Raw genomic sequence first — 16,372 nt, 5'->3', positions numbered from 1 at the left:
GGGGCGGTGGGGCGTCCGGCGGGGGGGGGGGGGGGGGCGGGGGGGGGCGGGGGGGGGGGGGGGGGGGGGGGGGGGGGGCGCCCCCCCCCCCCCCCCCCCCCCCCCGCTCCCGTTCTGGGGAGCGGGCACGCCGCCGGTCCCGGACACCCACCCTCCCGGCCAGCCGCCGCTCCCGGCATGCCTCACCGCACCCGCCACCCGCTCTCCCCTCCACCGCTCTCTCCCCCTCCGCCCGCACCCTCCCTCTACCGCCCCCTCCCTCCACCGCCCCCTCCTTCCGCGCCCCCACCGGACCGTGAGGCGCGCCACCCCGCGCCTCCCCCACCCGTCGTCGACAATCACCGCCGTGTCCACCGCACCGAACCCCCGCCTGCTGGCCACCGGCACCAGCGGCAACGCCGTCACCGACCTGGTGACCCCCGCCCTCCTCCTGCGCACCCCCGCAGCCCCCTGGTCCCAGCTGGTCCACGTCTACGTACCGGCGGCCCCCACCGTCGCGTTCAGCGGCCGCGACCTGCGCTCACCCGGCATCGCCGAGGCCACCGCGCTCGCCCGCGCGGCCGGGTTCGAGCCCGTCGTCCGGTCGCCGGGCGGGCGGATGGTCGCCTACGACGAGGGCGCCGTCGTGATCGACCACCTCGACAGCACCACCGACATCCGGCACGCGGGCAGCGCCACGTTCGCCGCCAACGCCGAGAGCCACGTCCGGGTGCTGCGGGACTTCGGTGTCGACGCGCGCATCGGTGAGGTCGAGGGCGAGTACTGCCCCGGCGAGTACAGCATCAACGTCGGTGGCGTCGCGAAGGTCGTGGGCTCGGCGCAGCGGGTGACGGCGACCGGCTCGCTGTTCAGCACCGTCGTGCAGGTGGCCGTCTCGGACCGGGTGCGTGCCGTGATCATCGACCTGTCCCGGGCGCTCGGCTACGAGCTGCGGGAGAGTTCCATCGCCGGGCTCGCCGACCACGCGCCGGGGCTGACCTCGGCGGACGTCGCGGCGGCGTTCGTCGCGGACTACCGGGTGCGGCTCGACATGACCGACGCGGACCTGCCCGCCGCGGTCGCGCGCCACGCCGCGAAAGCCGTCGGGGGCGAGCCGTTCCACGTCGACGACTGGACTCGGGCGCACCCGCTCGCTGTGGAGGGTTTGTGAAGGTTCCGGAGGGCTGCCCGATTCCGGCCGTGCAGGCACACGGGCGGTGTTAGCTTCGCGGGCGTGATGATCATCCGGACCCTCCACGCCCGCCGGCTGCGCAGGCGGCTGCTGGCGGACGGGGTGCTGCCGGGGCACGTCGCCGTGGTCATGGACGGCAACCGGCGGTGGGCGCGGCAGGTCGGGCTCGACGACCCGAGCCTCGGGCACCGGCACGGCGCCGAACACCTCCAGGACCTGATGGACTGGTGCGAGGACATCGGCATCCGCCACCTGACCGTGTTCGTCGCGTCCGCGGACAACCTCCACAAGCGCGCCGGCACCGAGGTGCTGAACCTGATGGACCACGTCGAGCGGATCGTGGTGCCGCGGGCCGTCGGGTCGGCGCGGTGGCGGACGCACGCCGCCGGGCGCCTCGACCTGCTGCCCGACACCACCCGGCACGCGCTGGAGCTGGCCGAGGAGGAGACGCGCGACCGGGACGCCGGGTTCGACCTGACCGTCGCCGTGGGCTACGACGGCCGCCACGAGCTGGTCGACGCCGTCAAGTCGTTGCTGGACAGCGGGAAGAGCATCGACGAGCTGAGCGCGACCCTCACCCCGGACGACATCGCCCGGCACCTCTACACGGCCGGGCAGCCCGACCCCGACCTGGTGATCCGCACCAGCGGCGAGGTGCGGATCTCCGGGTTCCTGCTGTGGCAGGCGGCCTTCGCCGAGCTGCACTTCTGCGACGTGCACTGGCCGGGCTTCCGGTACCTCGACTTCCTGCGCGCCCTGCGCTCCTACTCCGACTCGCGAGGACGACGATGAAGGTCACGGTGGTCGTACCGACCTACGACGAACGCGAGAACCTGCCGGTGCTCGTCGGACTGCTCGCCGGGCTCGACGTGCCGGACCTGCACGTCCTGGTCGTCGACGACGGCTCGCCCGACGGCACCGGCGAACTCGCCGACGACCTGGCGGCCAGCGGTCCGCTGCCGCTCACCGTCCTGCACCGCACCGAGAAGAACGGTCTCGGCCGCGCGTACGTGGCGGGCATCCTGAAGGCCCTCGACGACGGCGCCGACGTGGTCGTGCAGATGGACGCCGACCTCTCCCACCCGGCCGGCACCATCCCCGCCATGCTCGACGTCCTGCGCACCACCGACGCGGCCGTCGTCATCGGCTCCCGCTACGTACCGGGCGGGTCGGTCTCGGCCGAGTGGAAGTGGCACCGCAAGGCGCTCTCCGCGTGGGCGAACTTCTACGTCAACGCCATCCTTCGCTTGCGCGTCAAGGACGCCACGGCGGGGTTCAAGGCCTGGCACGCCACCACCCTCCGGCGGATCGACGTCGCGACCGTGGAGAGCAACGGGTACGCGTTCCAGGTCGAGATGAACCACCGCGTGGTGCGGCGCGGGATGCGCATCGCGGAGGTCCCCATCCGGTTCGACGAACGGGCCGAGGGCGCGTCCAAGATGAGCTTCGCCGTGCAAGTGGAGTCCGCGGTCATGCCGTGGCGGCTGCTCTTCCGGCGGAGCTGACCACCGGCGCCGTGCGGTACCCGGTTTTTGGCCCCGATACGTCGGGTATGTACGAATCCGTGACCGCTGATGCCGCCGAGCTCCTCGTCGAGGGCTACACCGCCGAGTTCCCCGACGCCGACGAACCGATCCTCCTCGACGCGCACGGCCGCGAAGTGCTCACCTGGCAGGAGAACTACCCGTTCACCGAACGGATGCCCCGCCCGGAGTACGAGCGGCTCAAGCGCCTGCTGCAGATCGAGCTCCTCAAGCTCCAGCACTGGGTCGCCGAGACCGGCCAGCGCCTGGTGATCCTGTTCGAGGGCCGCGACGCCGCCGGCAAGGGCGGCACCATCAAGCGGTTCACCGAGCACCTCGACCCGCGCGGAGCCCGCACCGTCGCGCTCGACAAGCCGAGCGAGCGCGAGCAGGGCGAGTGGTACTTCCAGCGCTACGTCCGCCAGTTACCGACCTCCGGCGAGATCGTGCTGTTCGACCGGTCCTGGTACAACCGCGCCGTCGTCGAACACGTGATGGGCTACTGCACCAAGGACGAGTACGACCTGTTCATGAAGCAGGCACCGCTGTTCGAGCAGATGCTCGTCGACGACGGCGTGATGCTCGTGAAGTTCTGGTTCTCCGTGTCCCGCAACGAACAGCGCACCCGGTTCGTCATCCGCCAGATCGACCCGGTGCGCCAGTGGAAGCTCAGCCCGAACGACATCAGGTCGCTCGACCGGTGGGACGACTACACCGAGGCCAAGGTCGCGATGCTGCGCTCCACCGACACCGAGATCGCACCGTGGACCGTCGTGAAGAGCAACGACAAGAAGCGGGCGCGCATCGAGGCGATGCGCAGCGTGCTGGCCCGCTTCGACTACGACGACAAGGACTTCGACGTGATCGGCACGCCGGACGTCCGCATCGTCGGGCCGGCCGCGACGTTGCTCGAGGAGGGCGAGGACGAGACGGCGTTGAGCCCCACGCCCATCGCGCCGAGCACGGAACCCGGCCCGGGTCTGCACCCCTGACCGGAACCCCGGGGCCGGCTCCCGCACCAGCGAGCCGGCCCCACCCCGACCACTCCGGCCCACCCAGTGATCATCACCGCGATCACCGGTCGACTTCCTCGCACGACCTCACCGCTGTCCCGCCGCACCGCCCTGCGCGGCGCCGCCCTGGCAGCCGCCACGATCGCCATCACCACTCCGGCGGCCGCGCATCGTGCTGTCCGTGGACGCGCAGGACGTGCCGAGCATCCGGGTGCTGGACGAACACGGCGCCGTGGTGTCCAGCCTGCTCTGACCTCAGCCGACCGGGAAGTCGAAGTAGGTGTCCGGGTAAGGCTCGTCGACCAGCGTGTAGTGCCACCATTCGCTGTCATAGCGCCGAAACCCGCACGCCTCCATGATCGCGCAGAGGTGCTGCCGGTTCGCCGTGGCGGCCGGACCGACAGGGGCGCCGTGGTGCGAGATCGGGTCCATCAGGTCGTGGCCGCCGCCCATCTCCGCGAGTTCCCCGGTGTCCAGGTGGTAGAGCGTGAGGTCGACGGTGCTGCCGCGGCTGTGGCCCGATCTGGTTGCCACGTAACCCTGTTCGAACATCTCGGCCCTGGTGATGCACGGGTGGAAGCGCGCCTTCGTGGCGGGGTCCTCGGGTTGCGCGGCCCAGCGCACGAAGCAGTCGACGGCGCGTTGCGGGCGGTAGCCGTCCCACAGCAGGAGGCCGAACCCGAGCGACTCGGCCTTCTCCTGCGCCATCTCCAGGGCCGCGACCAGTGCCCTGGTGCCGGCGATCCGGTTCACCAGGTAGCCGTCCACGGGTTTGCCGGTGAAGTTGTCCCAGGTTGCGTACTTGGCGTCCCAGCGGACGCCGGGCACGTCCACGAAGGCGAAGCCGGCGTTCACCGCGCCTTCCCCGTCAGGGCGAGCGACACCAGCCGGTCGATCACGTCGCCGAGCGACAGCCCGGCAGCGGCCATCATCCGGGGGTAGCGGCTGTAGGAGGTGAGGCCGGGCAGGGTGTTGACCTCGTTGAGGACCACCTCGCCGTCCGGCGTCAGGAACATGTCCACCCTGGCGAGGCCCGAGCAGCCCAGTGCGCGGTACACCGTCTTCGCCGTCTCGACCACGAGGTCGCGTGAGCGCGCCGAGATGTCCGCCGGGACGATGAACGTCGCGTTCTCCGACCCGGTCTCGGGCGCGTCCTCCTGGTGGATGCGGAAGAAGCCGTGCGTCAGCGCGACCCGGTCCGGTTCGCCGACGACCAACTCGTCGCCGTCGCCGAGGACCGCGCAGCCGATCTCGCTGCCCGCCACGGCCTGTTCGACCAGGACCTTCGAGTCGTACCGCCGGGCGACCTCCAGGGCGATCCGCAGCTCGTCCGCCGTGGACGCCTTGGTCACGCCGAACGACGACCCGGACCGGGCGGGCTTCACGAAGACCGGGTAGTCCGGCGCGTCCGGAGGCTCGGTCCAGAAGGCCGGAGTCGCGACCCCGGCGGCGCGGGCGACGACGTAGGTCAGCGACTTGTCCATGCACAGCGCCGAGCTCTGCACGTCGCACCCCACGTACGGGATGCCCGCGACCTCCAGCAGGCCCTGCACCGCGCCGTCCTCCCCCAGCCTGCCGTGCAGCACGGGGAACACGACGTCGACGGGCAGCACCTCGTACCGGCCGTCGTCCAGCATGAGCAGTCCGGACGGCGCCAGCACGACCGGACGGCCGTCCTCCGCGTCCGGACCCGCGCAGAGCAGCCAGTCGCCGCCGCGTGTGATCTTGATCCAGAGCGGGTCGTACCTGTCGGTGTCGAGGCACCGGGCGACCTCCCGTGCCGACTTCACCGAGACGGGGTGCTCCTCGAAGGTCCCGCCGAAGATGATCGCGATCCTGGTCATGCGTGTCCCCCGCGTTCGAATTCCAGGCAGTTGACGAGCGTGTTCTCCACGGTGTCGCTCAGGGCGTGGTCCGTGTAATAAGCGGTGTGCGGCGTGATGAGCACGTTCGGCATTCTTTGCAACCGCAGCAGGGGCTCGCTGTCCAGCACCGCGTGATCGGCGTAGAAGATTCCTTCCTCGCCTTCCACGACGTCCAGTGCCGCACCACCGAGCCTTCCGCTTTCCAGTGCCTCGACCAACGCCTTGTTGTCGACCAGCGGGCCGCGCCCGGTGTTCACGACGACCGCGCCGGGCTTCATCGACGCGATCCGGTCGCGGTCGAGGAGGTGGTGGGTCGCCGGTGTCAGCGGCGTGTGCAGCGTGACGACGTCGCACACCCGCAGCAGGTCGTCGAGCGGCAGGTAGTCCGCCGAGCTGCAGGGACGGCTGTCGTGGGCCAGCACCGCGCAGCCGAAGCCGCGCAACCGGTCCACCACCGCCGAGCCGATGCGCCCGGTGCCGACCACGCCGATCGTCAGGTCGCGCAACTCCCGCCCGCGCACCGCACCCAACCGGTAGTCGTGCAGGTCAGCGCGACGCAGCACGGACTTCGCGTCGCGCACCGCCATGAGCACGAGCATCACCGTGAAGTCGGCGACGCTGTCCGGCGAGTACGCGGTGTTGCCGACCGCGATGCCCACGCTCTCCGCGCACTCGAGGTCGATGTGGTCGACCCCGGCACTGCGCGTCGAGAGGTACCGGACGCCCGCGCGACCGAGCGCGAGCAGCGCCGAGGCGGTGACCCGGGACCGGTGGCCGACGCTGACGCACCGGGTGCCGCGGGCCAGTCCGGCGGTGGCCTCGGACAGCGGCGCGCCGGTGATGGTCGGCGTCACACCGCAGCGGGGTGCCATTCTCCGGAACAGGACGGCCTCGTCCTGCCCGCACCCGTAGATCGTGATGCCAGTTGCCATGCCTCCGATTCAAGAAGAGGAGGCGTTGCGAGCGGGTATGCGCTTTTCGATATGCCCGCGATAAGGCTAGTCGGCCTTTTTCACCAGCAGGTCGAGAACTCCGGGGAGTTCGGCGCGCGACTGCGCGACCATTTCGGTGTTGCCCGCGAAGTGCTGCAGCATCGCCCGCTGGAAGACGCCGTCGAGGGTCACGTAGGTGACCGCGGACGACGCGGCGGGCGCGCCCCCGAGCAGTTCGGCGTAGCGGCCGACCACCCGCCACACCATGTCCTCGCGGTGGCCGTCGATCTCCAGCACGTCGGCGCGGAACGTCTCGTCGAACAGGCTCTGGTTGCGCAGGTCGTACCAGAGGCGGTGCAGCGTCGCGTCCTGGCCGAGGGTGTCGAAGAACATCGCCACGAACCCGTCGCGCAGCTGCTCCGCCGTCGTCGAGGTGGCCACGACCTCGTCGTAGCGCGTCACGCAGACGACCTCGTACTGCCGGACCGCCTCGGTGATCAGGTCGCGCTTGTCCGCGAAGTAGTAGTGCAGGACGCCGTGCGAGAACTCGGAGTTCTGCGCGATCTCCCGCAGGCTCGTCCGCGCGTAGCCCAGCTCGGCGAGCGTGTGCAGCGTCGCCACCGCGAGCTCGGTCCGCCGGGCGTCGAACTTGTCGACCTGCCGGCGGGCGATGCGGTCCTGCTTGCGCGCAGCGACTTCTGTCACGCCTCGGAGCGTACCGCTCACTGCGACAAACCTTGACCACTCGTCCAAAAAATCTTGGACAGTCGTCAAGGAAAAACTTGACGACTGTCAAGGAATAGCTAGTGTGTGAGCCATCTCACCGAGGAGGCGACTCAATGACGAGTTATCAGCTGAGCGGGCGGAAAGCGCTGGTCACAGGTGGTGCACGAGGTCTCGGCGCGGGCATGGCGCAGGCGCTCGCGGCGGCTGGGGCGTCGGTCCTGATCGGCGACGTCCTGGAGGAGGAGGGCAAGCAGACCGCCCAAGCGTTGCGCGACTCCGGCGCCACGGCGGAGTTCGTGCCGCTGGACGTCACCGACGACGCGAGCTGGGCCTCCGCGGTGAGCACGGCGGTCGACGCGATCGGCGGGCTCGACGTCCTCGTCAACAACGCGGGCATCGAGATCACCAGCCTGATCACCGAGCTCGACCCCGCCGACGTCCGCAAGATGCTGGACGTGAACGTGCTCGGCACCGCGCTCGGCATGAAACACGGCCTGCGCGCCATGCGCCCCGGCGGCGCGGCCGGCAACGGCGGCTCGATCATCAGCGTCGCGTCCGTCGCCGCGACCATCGCGTTCCCCGGCATCAGCGTCTACTCGGCGACGAAGTCCGCCATCGACCGGCTGACCAGGGTCGCCGCCGCCGAGTCCGGCAAGCTCGGCTACGGCGTGCGCGTCAACTGCATCTACCCCGGCCTCACGCCGACGGCCATGGGCAACCAGCTCGCCGTCGACTGCGCCGAGCTCGGCCTGTTCCCGTCGGTCGAGGCCGCCGTCGGCGCGGTCGTCGAGCTCACCCCGCTCGGCCGCCTCGGACAGGTCGACGACATGGCGGACGCCGTGGTGTTCCTCGCCTCCGACGCCTCGAAGTTCATCACCGGCGCGGGTCTGCCGGTCGACGGCGGAATGGGGATGTGACGCGATGCCCACCGACAAGCCCGTCGTCGTCTACGGCGCCTCCGGCTACACCGGCCGGCTGATCTGCGAGTACCTGCGCGAGTACGGCATCCCCTTCCTCGCGGCCGGCCGGGACGGCAAGCGCGTCAAGGAGGCCGTCGACGCCGTGCCCGGCATCGACACGGTGTCCTACGACGTCATCGAGGTCGAGCACACCGAGGAAGCGCTGACGGAAGCCTTCGAGGGCACCAAGGTCGTGCTCAACACCGTCGGCCCGTTCTCGCGCTACGGCCACGAGGCCGCACGGGCGAGCCTGAACGTCGGCGCGCACTACACCGACACCAACGGCGAGCAGGACTGGATGATCGACGCCGACGCGCGGTACGGCGCCGAGTTCGCGAAGCAGGGCCTGCTGATCTCCCCCGGCATCGCGCAGATGTACACGGTCGGCGAGATCGCCGCGCAGATCTGCCTGGAGCAGCCCGGACTGGACACTTTGGACATCGGGGTGTTCTGGAAGGGTTATCCCACGGTCGCTTCCACGAACACGATCCTCACGAACGCCGCGTTCGCGAAGGCGTACTACCTGGAGCAGAACGAGTACGTGGAATGGCCGCCGGACGCGGGCCTCTACGAGCTCGTCGTGCCCGGCCAGCACGAGCTCGGCCTCGCGCTGCCGTGGGGCGGCACCGCGCATCCCGTGTGGTTCAAGCGGGATCCGCGCGTCGCGTCGGTGCGGGCGCTCGGCGGGGTGTTCAACCGGCCGCTGATGCTCGGCGTGCCGCAGATCGTCGCGGCGGCGCTGGAGCAGATGGAGGGCAAGTCGGACGCGGAGAAGTACGAGATCGTGGACGCGTTCTCTGCCCAGGTGCGCAGTGAGATGCCGCCGCGCGAGAACCCGCGGATCAACATCTCGCTCGACTCGGTGCACGCCTCCGGCCCGCTGGGTCGTGCGTCGTGCGTCATCCACGGCAACTGCAACTACAAGCAGACGGCGCTGTTGAACGTGCACGCCGCCGTGCACCTGTTGCAGGACGCGCCGCGTCGCGTCGGGTTCGCCTCGGGCTGCCAGGCGTTCGGGCACCGGGAGCTGCTGGGCGCACTGCGGTCGTTCGGCCTGGTGCTCGACCCGATCGTCGAAGTGCACCGCTGATGAGGCTGTCCGACTACCTGGACAAGGGCGCGTCGCTCGGGGGCGACGCGCCCTGCCTCACGATCGGCGGGGTGTCGCAGACCTACGCCGAGGTCCAGCGGCGTTCACGGGAGATCGCGGGAGCGTTGCAGGGCAGCGGGATCGGGCCGGGTGACCGGGTCGCGGTGCTGTCGGCGAACGACCCGCTGGCGCTCACCTGCGTGTTCGGCATCTCGCGGGCCGGAGCGGTGTGGTGCCCGGTCAACCCGCGCAACGAGGCGGCCGAGAACCGCGAGCTGCTCGACCTGTTCGGGTGCCGCTGCCTGTTCTTCCAGGCCGCGTTCGCGCCGCTGGTGCACAAGATCCGCGGTGACCTCCCGGCGTTGACCACGTTGGTGTGCCTGGACGGCGAGGTGGAGGGCGCGGTCTCCTTCGCCGACTGGTCAAGGGAGCTCGGCCGCGAACCCGAGCCGGTGGAGGTGGCCGACGACGACCTCTGCGTGCTCGCGGGCACCGGCGGCACGACCGGGCGTCCCAAGGGTGTGCGGCTGACCGGGCACAACCTGGAGACCGCCACGGCGCTCACGCTGATGAGCTACCCGTTCGGCGACCGGCCGCGCTACCTCGCGCTCGCCCCGCTCACGCACTCGGCGGGCGTGCTCACGTTCCCGATCATGGCGACCGGCGGCGAGACGGTGATCATGCCGGCGCCGGACCTCGGCGAGTTCCTGCGGCTGATCGAGCACCACCGGATCACGCACGCGTTCCTGCCGCCGACGGTGATCTACGGCCTGCTCGACCACCCCGCGCTCGACGCGACGGACCTGACCTCGTTGCGGTGCCTCTGGTACGGCGCCGCGCCGATGTCGCCGGTGCGGCTCACCGAGGCGCTGCGGCGGATCGGGCCGGTGATGGGCCAGCTGTTCGGGCAGACCGAGGCGCCGAACATGATCGCGACCCTGGCGCCGGCCGACCACTTCCTGCCCGACGGGTCGGTCGCGACGGACCGGTTGTCCTCGGCCGGCAGGCCCACCCCGCTGACCCAGGTCGCGATCATGGCGGCGGACGGCACGCTGCTGCCCACCGGCGAACGCGGTGAGATCGTGGTGCGCGGCCCGCTCGTGATGGCCGGGTACCACGAGAACCCGGCGGCCACGGCCGAGGTGAGCGCGTTCGGCTGGCACCACACCGGCGACATCGGCTACCTCGACGCGGACAACTTCCTGTTCATCGTCGACCGGGCCAAGGACATGATCATCACGGGTGGCTTCAACGTCTACTCGGCCGAGGTCGAGCAGGCGCTGCGGGCGCACCCGGCGGTCCAGGACACCGCGGTGGTCGGGCTGCCCGACGAGAAGTGGGGCGAACGCGTGACGGCCGTGGTGCAGCTGCGTTCGGCCGGCCACGCCGACCCCGCCGCGCTGATCACGTTCGTGAAGGAGCAGCTCGGCAGCGTGAAGGCTCCGAAGCAGGTCGAGATCTGGCCCGACCTGCCGCGGTCCAAGGTGGGCAAGGTGCTCAAGGCCGAGATCAGGCAGCGGCTGTCCCGCGAGGCGCCGTGACCGGTGTGCGGCGAGGACGGGCCACGCCCTCGCCGCACGTCAGAGCTCGGTGTTGATGATCGCCTCGACCAGCACCTCGCCGTCGTCGGTGAGCGAGACTCCCCTGGGGTCGACCGTCACGAGTCCTCGTTCGGCCAGGGAGGCGAACTTCTCCCGCCACGGGCTGTCGTGCAGCGACCGGCCGTAGCGCGCCCGGTGCAGGTCGTCGCGCACCGGGCGCAACGTCGACAGCGCCATCTTCACCGCCCGCGCCTCCTGCGCGTGTGCGTCGAAGCCGGTGGCCGACCCGAGCGGCACGCGGCCCTCGTCGACGGCCTGGGCGTAGGTCTTCCAGTTCACGTCGGTGATCGCCTCGGAGGACCGGCAGCTGGAGCTGCCGCCCAGTCCGATCGCGACCTCGGCCTCCTGCTTGTCCTGGTCGACCATGATGGACTTCCACTTCTCCGGCCCGAGGCCGTCGCGGGCGAAGTACATCGTGGGGTGTTCGGTGTAGCCGGCGGCGCGCAGGCCGTCCGTCAGCACCTCGCGCATCCGGTACTGGTCCTGCAACGTCGGCCAGAAGTGCCCGTCCCGCACCAGCTTCTCGCGGTACTGCGGCAGCTGCCACGGCGCGGGCTGCTCCCCCGCCACGCCGGTCCTGGTCTCCGCGTAGGACTTCAGGTGCAGTTTCGTGCACACCACGGCGGTGACCTCGTTCTCCAGCACCACGTCGAGGTCGCGCCGGACGCTGTCGACGGTCTGGTCGAGCAGGCCGTACATCAGGTCGATGCTGATCCACTCGAACCCGGCGGCCTGCGCGTTGCGCACGAAGTCGACGCACATCTGCGCGGAGTGCTCGCGGCCGCACTCGCGCAGCACGGCGTCGTCGAAGGACTGCACGCCGCTCGAGAGCTTGGTGCAGCCCAGTTCCCGCAACGCCGCCAGCTTCGCCGGGGTGAACGTGCTCGGGTCGCCCTCGAAGCGGATCGTGGTGTCCTCGGTGAACCCGAAGTTCTCGCGGTAGAAGTCGAGCAGCCGCCGGATGTCCTTCTCCGGCAACAACGACGGGGTGCCGCCGAAGACGTTGAACTCGCCGACGGGAGCCTTCGCGAGCTCGGGCACGCGCCGCAACCACAGCTCCGCCTCGCGGATGTTCCAGTCCACCCACTGCGTGAGCTTCTGCTCGTTGCGCCCACCCTTGACCAGCACGACCGGGTACTGGCAGAAGCGGCACTTGTAGGCGCACGTGGGGATGTAGGACCACAGGTGGATCGGCGCCGTGTCGGTGAGCTGGTCGCTCAGGTCGTCGAGGAAGCCATCGACGCCGTAGCTCTCGAGGTTGCCGGGGAACACGTGTGCGCCGAACGGGTCCTCGGTGACGTAGTCGAGCAGGTGCGCGTTGGCCGGGTCCTGCAGGGCCGCCCACACCCTCGGTTCGTGGTCCATCAGAACACGCCTCCGTTCCCGAAGTAGTTGTGCGCCTCCCCCGACTCGCGGTCCTCGCAGTAGTACTTCACGAACTCCGCGAACCGGTGCTCGGGCACGTCGGCGAAGCACTCCGGCAGCGGTGGCGGGAAGCCGATGTCCTCCCCGACCGTCGCACGCAGCCGGGCGAAGATCTCGTCGCGGAACTCGAGGTAGAGCCGGTAGGACGGCGTCTTGTAGGAGTGGATGGGCAGGAAGTCGACGACGCTCATCTCCGCCTTGATCTCCGCGATGCGCGCGCCCAGCCGTGCGGCCAGGTCCTCGCCGAAGAACTCCACGACGGCGTCCTCGTCGAGGAAGGACGGGGTGAGCAGGACGGGCAGCACCGCGTTCTTCGGGGTGAAGTCCTTGATGGAGAACTCCCAGGCCTGCAGTGCCTCGGCCGCGGTGAGGTCGGCAGTGCTCGGCGGCGCCTCGGGGCGGATGTCCCGCATGACGATGATGCCGTCGGTCCCGTACGCGCGACCGGCGATGACCTCGTCGATCGCGTGGTCGACGCGCCGCGGGTTGATCTCGACGCGCGACCTCGGGGCGTAGCTGATGGCGTGCCCGGAACCCGCGACCCGGATGCCGAAGTCCCAGTCGTCCGACAGGTGGTTGACGAACCTCCCGTCCTTGAGCTGGTAGAAGATCTCGATGCCGCCGACGTCCTCGTAGGCCTCGCGTTCGACCGCGAAGCCCTTGCCGTCGGGGAAGCCGCCGAACAACGCGAACGTGACGGCGCGGCACCGCAGCGTGCGCTGGATGGCGTCCCAGAGGCGTGGCCTGCCGACGAAGTGCTCGGCGTCGTAGTAGTAGTCGCAGACGCCGATCGCGGCCTTTTCCTCGTCCATCACCGCGAGGAGCTCGACGAGCCAGCGGCGGTCGACCCGGCAGTCCGCGTCGGCCGACAGCAGGTAGAACCGGTCGCCCGGGTCCTGGCGGTTGCGGCTCCTGCGCACCGCGAACTCCATGCCCGCCCGGCGCGCGCACGCCACGCCCTGCTCGCGTTCGCTGATCACGTGGATCTCGACCGGGGACGTCTCGGCGAAGCGGCGGGCGAGCTCGACGGTGGCGTCCGTGGAGTTGTTGTCCACCAGCACGATCTCGTACGTGGCGGGGTCGGCGTCCTCCTGGTCGCACAGGGACCGCAGCACGGACTCGATGTTCGCGGCCTCGTCGAACACCGGCAGCACCACGCTGGCGCGGACGGCCGGTCCCATCGCGGGCGGGAACAGCGTCTCCACCAGTTCGGTCGCGGCCTCGCGGGTGTGCGTGCCGAGCTGCCTGTTGTGCGCCACCACGTGCGCCCGCCTCTCCGCGTCGGTCATGAGCTCGTGGACCTGCCGGGCGAACCCGGCCGTCGGCAGGTCGTGCTCCCGGATGTCGAGCACCGGCGCCTCGTACCCGCCGTACACCGTGTCGTACAGGGCGTACCGGCTCGCGATGTACGGCACACCGGCCGCGATCGCCTCGCCGACGGGGTTGCCGAAGCTCTCGTAGTCGTACGACGTCAGGAACGAGACGACGTCGGCGTGTGCGAGCAGGTCGCGCACCGAGAACCCGTCGCCTGTGGACTCGCACGGTTCGAGGACGCCCCCGAACACGACGTCGACCTGCAGCTCCCGCGCGAGCGCGCGCAGCCGTGCGGTCTCGGCCGGGTCCTCCTCGGTGTCGCCCGCGACGAACAGGCACGTGCCCGGCAGGTGGGCCAGCAGGTGCAGGTCCCGGTCGATGCGCTTCTGCGGGATGATCCGGGTGCACCGGGCGAGGAGCCGGGTGTCCGGCGCGATGCCGTACCGCTGCCGGAAGTCCGGTCTCCCGGGACGGCTCGGCGGGGTGAACGTGTTCGGCAGCACGTCGAGGTTGCGCAGGTGCGGCATCCACTCGAGAGTGCGCCGCCGCGCCTCCTCGTGCAGCGCGAAGTAGTGGATGTGCGGGGAGTTCACCATCGGCGGCGTCGCGGGGTACGGGAAGCTGCCGTACTTCGCGGGTTCGCTCTGCCACATCAGGTCGTGGTCGCGCCACAGCACGTACCGGCCCAGGTCGTGTCTCGCGCCGTAGGTGGCGATCGCCCGGTAGAGCGCTTTCGTGTAGGCGACGTTCTCCGGCAGCGTGCCGTTCTCGACCACCACGAGGTCGACGCCGCGGTCCTCCCACGTCCGCACGATCGCGGCGGCGAGTTCGGCGGTGACGCGCTCGGTGTCGGGCACCTCGTCGCGGCGGACGGATTCCAGCGTCGCCGCGACGAACTCCCGGTGATATCCCGCAATGGCGGCGATGCCGTCCACGCGGTCCAGCGTGACCCAGTCCGGCACGCGTTCGTGCCGGTAGTCGGTGAAGAAGCGGTCTTTGTCGGCTTTGATGTCGTAGCCGAGGTCGAGATGGACGCGATAACCGCGATCGGTGAAGGACTTGGCGGTTTTGAGGAATTCGACCACCACGCCGGACATGGCCGTGGCATCGAACGAGACACCCCAAAGCACCGGCATGGGCTGCTCCGTTTCGAGTGATGTCACTCTCATTCGAACGTAGCATGAAAGCGCTTCCCCGCCAGGTCGCGTCTCAATCGGCGCCACCGCGCGGAATCCCGGTCGACATCACTTCACCGCACCGGGTTTGAGCGGACGCGGGGCGGGTAGGTGATCACGGGGATTGTGGATCACCTGTCGGAGGCGCTCGATGTTGTTGCCCACCGCCCGCGGACCGCTGAGCGCCGGCATCATCGCCGCGCTGCTCGACGTCGAGCAGGCCCGGCCGCCCGCGCCCGGGACGGCCGGCGAACCCGACCGGCTCGTGGCGGACGCGGACTTCCAGCTGGCGCTGTGGATCTCGCTGGAGATGCTCGACGGGGGCTTCGACGGCGTCGCGCCGGACCGCGCCGAGGAACCGGGCCTCCTGCACTGGCAGACGGTGCTGAGCGAACGGTGGATGGCCGCGCTGCGCGCCCTCACCGCGCCCGCGGTCCGTGCGGCGGGAGGCGACACCGCGTCACCCGCGCGCGTCGGCGACCACCTCATCAGCCTGATGAGGTCGGGCGACACCGCGCTGTACTCGTTCATCGAGACCAAGGCGACGGCGGCCCAGGTCCGCGAGCTCGTCACCGCCAAGTCGCTGGTCTCCCGCCAGGCCGACCGGCACGCCGTCGTCGAGCGGCTGCCCGCCGTCGCGATCGCCGCGCACAACACGATGCGCGTGCTGGGTCTCGGCCACGCCGAGTCGGCCACCGCCGCGGGTCACCAGGCGGCGTCGGCGGCGCTCTCCCTGATCTCGGACCGCAGGCTCGCGGCCGGCCTGCACCGCCTCGGACTCCCGTCGCGCGCGCCGGTCCGGGTCCAGGAGACCGCCGAGCAGCGCTGGCTGCGACTGCTCACCGCGTGCCGCGACCTGCTCGCCGCGAACCCGGCGAGGACGCAGGACCTGCTGCACGCCGCGGCCGCCGCCGTCGAGGTGGAGACGAGGCTGTGCGAGCACCTGCTGAGGTGCTGGACGCAGGCCGCGCCGGCACTCGACCCGCAGCGGCCGGTGGCGGTGACGGTGATCGGAGACGAGCGGCTGCGCACGCCTGCCCCGGTCAAGCTCGGGCCGGTGTCCTGACAGCGCCGCCGGGCAGCACGAGGATCACGGACACCACCACGAGCAGTCCCAGCAGGACCACGTTGAGCACCTGGTCCCTCGGCTCGTACATGTGCAGCATCGTCAGGTGGTAGAGGCAGTGCAGGCCGTTGAACACCAGGAGCGCGGCGCCCGCCAACGGCACCACCGCCCTGTTCCGCGCGTAGAGCAGCGCCACCACGCTCAGCGCGGTGAACGCGAGGTAGGCCGCGCCCACGTCCTTGGCGAAGTGCTCGTTGTACGGGCCGAGTTGCGGCAGCCAGCGCAGGCCCAGGCCGGGGAATGTGTCGTACCAGGTCTTCGGGGCGAAGTAGGCGAAGAACCCGACGTACGCGGACGTGACCGCGATGAACGCCAGGCTGATCCGGTCGAGCAGCAGTTTCACTTGGTGGCCCTTCGTGTCCCGGACATCGGGCCGGGGGATCCGGGGATGTCCGCTGACCTCTGGACGACGCGGACGCACCGGATGTGACAGCCGGACCGGCGCCACCGCT

At 70.5% G+C, this 16,372-nt stretch carries 15 protein-coding genes; 8 read left to right on the top strand and 7 right to left on the bottom strand.

What is annotated here, in order from left to right; genetic code table 11:
- Positions 1-346 precede the first annotated feature (346 nt).
- From ABZX02_RS00630 to ppk2, 4 genes are all read left to right on the top strand, one after another.
- Positions 347-1,150 (top strand): hypothetical protein, encoded by an 804-nt coding sequence (locus ABZX02_RS00630; RefSeq protein WP_355293964.1) that lies wholly within the window; start codon positions 347-349, stop codon positions 1,148-1,150.
- A 66-nt stretch (positions 1,151-1,216) separates the two neighbouring features.
- Positions 1,217-1,963, top strand: a complete 747-nt coding sequence (uppS, locus tag ABZX02_RS00625; protein ID WP_355294351.1) for a polyprenyl diphosphate synthase — start codon at positions 1,217-1,219, stop codon at positions 1,961-1,963.
- A complete protein-coding gene (locus ABZX02_RS00620; protein ID WP_355293963.1) occupies positions 1,960-2,676 on the top strand; it encodes a polyprenol monophosphomannose synthase in 717 nt (238 codons plus the stop codon). Before uppS ends, ABZX02_RS00620 begins: the two co-directional genes overlap by 4 nt.
- Before the next feature lie 47 nt (positions 2,677-2,723).
- Positions 2,724-3,686: a polyphosphate kinase 2 gene (gene ppk2, locus ABZX02_RS00615; RefSeq protein WP_355293962.1), complete on the top strand. Its 963-nt coding sequence runs from the start codon at positions 2,724-2,726 to the stop codon at positions 3,684-3,686.
- 276 nt (positions 3,687-3,962) lie between these two features.
- Here ppk2 and vanX read toward each other — a convergent pair whose 3' ends face one another.
- The 4 genes from vanX to ABZX02_RS00595 all read right to left on the bottom strand — a co-directional run bounded on the left by vanX (position 3,963) and on the right by ABZX02_RS00595 (position 7,209).
- Positions 3,963-4,562 (bottom strand): D-Ala-D-Ala dipeptidase VanX, encoded by a 600-nt coding sequence (gene vanX / locus ABZX02_RS00610; RefSeq protein ID WP_355293961.1) that lies wholly within the window; start codon positions 4,560-4,562, stop codon positions 3,963-3,965.
- A complete protein-coding gene (locus ABZX02_RS00605) occupies positions 4,559-5,551 on the bottom strand; it encodes a D-alanine--D-alanine ligase family protein (protein WP_355293960.1) in 993 nt (330 codons plus the stop codon). Before ABZX02_RS00605 ends, vanX begins: the two co-directional genes overlap by 4 nt.
- Positions 5,548-6,504 (bottom strand): D-isomer specific 2-hydroxyacid dehydrogenase family protein, encoded by a 957-nt coding sequence (locus tag ABZX02_RS00600; RefSeq protein ID WP_355293959.1) that lies wholly within the window; start codon positions 6,502-6,504, stop codon positions 5,548-5,550. Before ABZX02_RS00600 ends, ABZX02_RS00605 begins: the two co-directional genes overlap by 4 nt.
- Positions 6,505-6,570: 66 nt before the next feature.
- A complete protein-coding gene (locus ABZX02_RS00595) occupies positions 6,571-7,209 on the bottom strand; it encodes a TetR/AcrR family transcriptional regulator (RefSeq protein ID WP_355293958.1) in 639 nt (212 codons plus the stop codon).
- 134 nt (positions 7,210-7,343) lie between these two features.
- Between ABZX02_RS00595 and ABZX02_RS00590 the strand changes: the two genes are divergently transcribed.
- The 3 genes from ABZX02_RS00590 to ABZX02_RS00580 are packed head-to-tail and all read left to right on the top strand — an operon-like array spanning position 7,344 to position 10,820.
- Positions 7,344-8,147: an SDR family oxidoreductase gene (locus ABZX02_RS00590; protein WP_355293957.1), complete on the top strand. Its 804-nt coding sequence runs from the start codon at positions 7,344-7,346 to the stop codon at positions 8,145-8,147.
- Between the two features lie 4 nt (positions 8,148-8,151).
- Positions 8,152-9,279: a DUF5938 domain-containing protein gene (locus ABZX02_RS00585; protein ID WP_355293956.1), complete on the top strand. Its 1,128-nt coding sequence runs from the start codon at positions 8,152-8,154 to the stop codon at positions 9,277-9,279.
- The gene (locus ABZX02_RS00580) at positions 9,279-10,820 is read left to right on the top strand and encodes a long-chain fatty acid--CoA ligase (RefSeq protein WP_355293955.1); all 1,542 of its coding nucleotides are present in this window, start codon (positions 9,279-9,281) and stop codon (positions 10,818-10,820) included. Before ABZX02_RS00585 ends, ABZX02_RS00580 begins: the two co-directional genes overlap by 1 nt.
- A gap of 39 nt (positions 10,821-10,859) precedes the next feature.
- Here the strand turns inward: ABZX02_RS00580 and ABZX02_RS00575 are convergent, their stop codons facing one another.
- Entirely contained in the window at positions 10,860-12,245 is a 1,386-nt protein-coding gene (locus tag ABZX02_RS00575; RefSeq protein WP_355293954.1) for a radical SAM protein, read from the bottom strand.
- Positions 12,245-14,755, bottom strand: coding sequence for a glycosyltransferase (locus ABZX02_RS00570; RefSeq protein ID WP_355293953.1), 2,511 nt, complete (start codon positions 14,753-14,755; stop codon positions 12,245-12,247). The genes ABZX02_RS00575 and ABZX02_RS00570 overlap by 1 nt, the downstream gene beginning before the upstream one ends.
- Before the next feature lie 190 nt (positions 14,756-14,945).
- Between ABZX02_RS00570 and ABZX02_RS00565 the strand changes: the two genes are divergently transcribed.
- Positions 14,946-15,860, top strand: a complete 915-nt coding sequence (locus tag ABZX02_RS00565) for a hypothetical protein (RefSeq protein WP_355293952.1) — start codon at positions 14,946-14,948, stop codon at positions 15,858-15,860.
- On the opposite strand, the gene ABZX02_RS00560 is transcribed toward ABZX02_RS00565, so the two are convergent.
- Positions 15,838-16,263, bottom strand: coding sequence for a hypothetical protein (locus tag ABZX02_RS00560; protein ID WP_355293951.1), 426 nt, complete (start codon positions 16,261-16,263; stop codon positions 15,838-15,840). The two genes, ABZX02_RS00565 and ABZX02_RS00560, sit on opposite strands and share 23 nt — an antisense overlap.
- Positions 16,264-16,372: the final 109 nt, after the last annotated feature.

This window comes from Lentzea sp. NPDC003310 (assembly GCF_040610935.1).
Lineage (GTDB): Bacteria > Actinomycetota > Actinomycetes > Mycobacteriales > Pseudonocardiaceae > Lentzea.
The sequence above is the reverse complement of the archived record's forward strand: the minus strand, read 5'-3'. Positions and strand labels throughout refer to the sequence as shown.

Excerpts from the sequence above, each read along its gene's own strand:
- ppk2 (WP_355293962.1), top strand. The coding sequence starts at position 2,724 with ATGTACGAATCCGTGACCGCTGATGCCGCCGAGCTCCTCGTCGAGGGC.
- ABZX02_RS00565 (WP_355293952.1), top strand. The coding sequence starts at position 14,946 with ATGTTGTTGCCCACCGCCCGCGGACCGCTGAGCGCCGGCATCATCGCC.
- ABZX02_RS00600 (WP_355293959.1), bottom strand. The coding sequence starts at position 6,504 with ATGGCAACTGGCATCACGATCTACGGGTGCGGGCAGGACGAGGCCGTC.
- ABZX02_RS00590 (WP_355293957.1), top strand. The coding sequence starts at position 7,344 with ATGACGAGTTATCAGCTGAGCGGGCGGAAAGCGCTGGTCACAGGTGGT.
- ABZX02_RS00575 (WP_355293954.1), bottom strand. The coding sequence starts at position 12,245 with ATGGACCACGAACCGAGGGTGTGGGCGGCCCTGCAGGACCCGGCCAAC.
- ABZX02_RS00585 (WP_355293956.1), top strand. The coding sequence starts at position 8,152 with ATGCCCACCGACAAGCCCGTCGTCGTCTACGGCGCCTCCGGCTACACC.
- uppS (WP_355294351.1), top strand. The coding sequence starts at position 1,217 with ATGATCATCCGGACCCTCCACGCCCGCCGGCTGCGCAGGCGGCTGCTG.
- ABZX02_RS00570 (WP_355293953.1), bottom strand. The coding sequence starts at position 14,755 with ATGCCGGTGCTTTGGGGTGTCTCGTTCGATGCCACGGCCATGTCCGGC.
- ABZX02_RS00580 (WP_355293955.1), top strand. The coding sequence starts at position 9,279 with ATGAGGCTGTCCGACTACCTGGACAAGGGCGCGTCGCTCGGGGGCGAC.
- ABZX02_RS00605 (WP_355293960.1), bottom strand. The coding sequence starts at position 5,551 with ATGACCAGGATCGCGATCATCTTCGGCGGGACCTTCGAGGAGCACCCC.
- ABZX02_RS00620 (WP_355293963.1), top strand. The coding sequence starts at position 1,960 with ATGAAGGTCACGGTGGTCGTACCGACCTACGACGAACGCGAGAACCTG.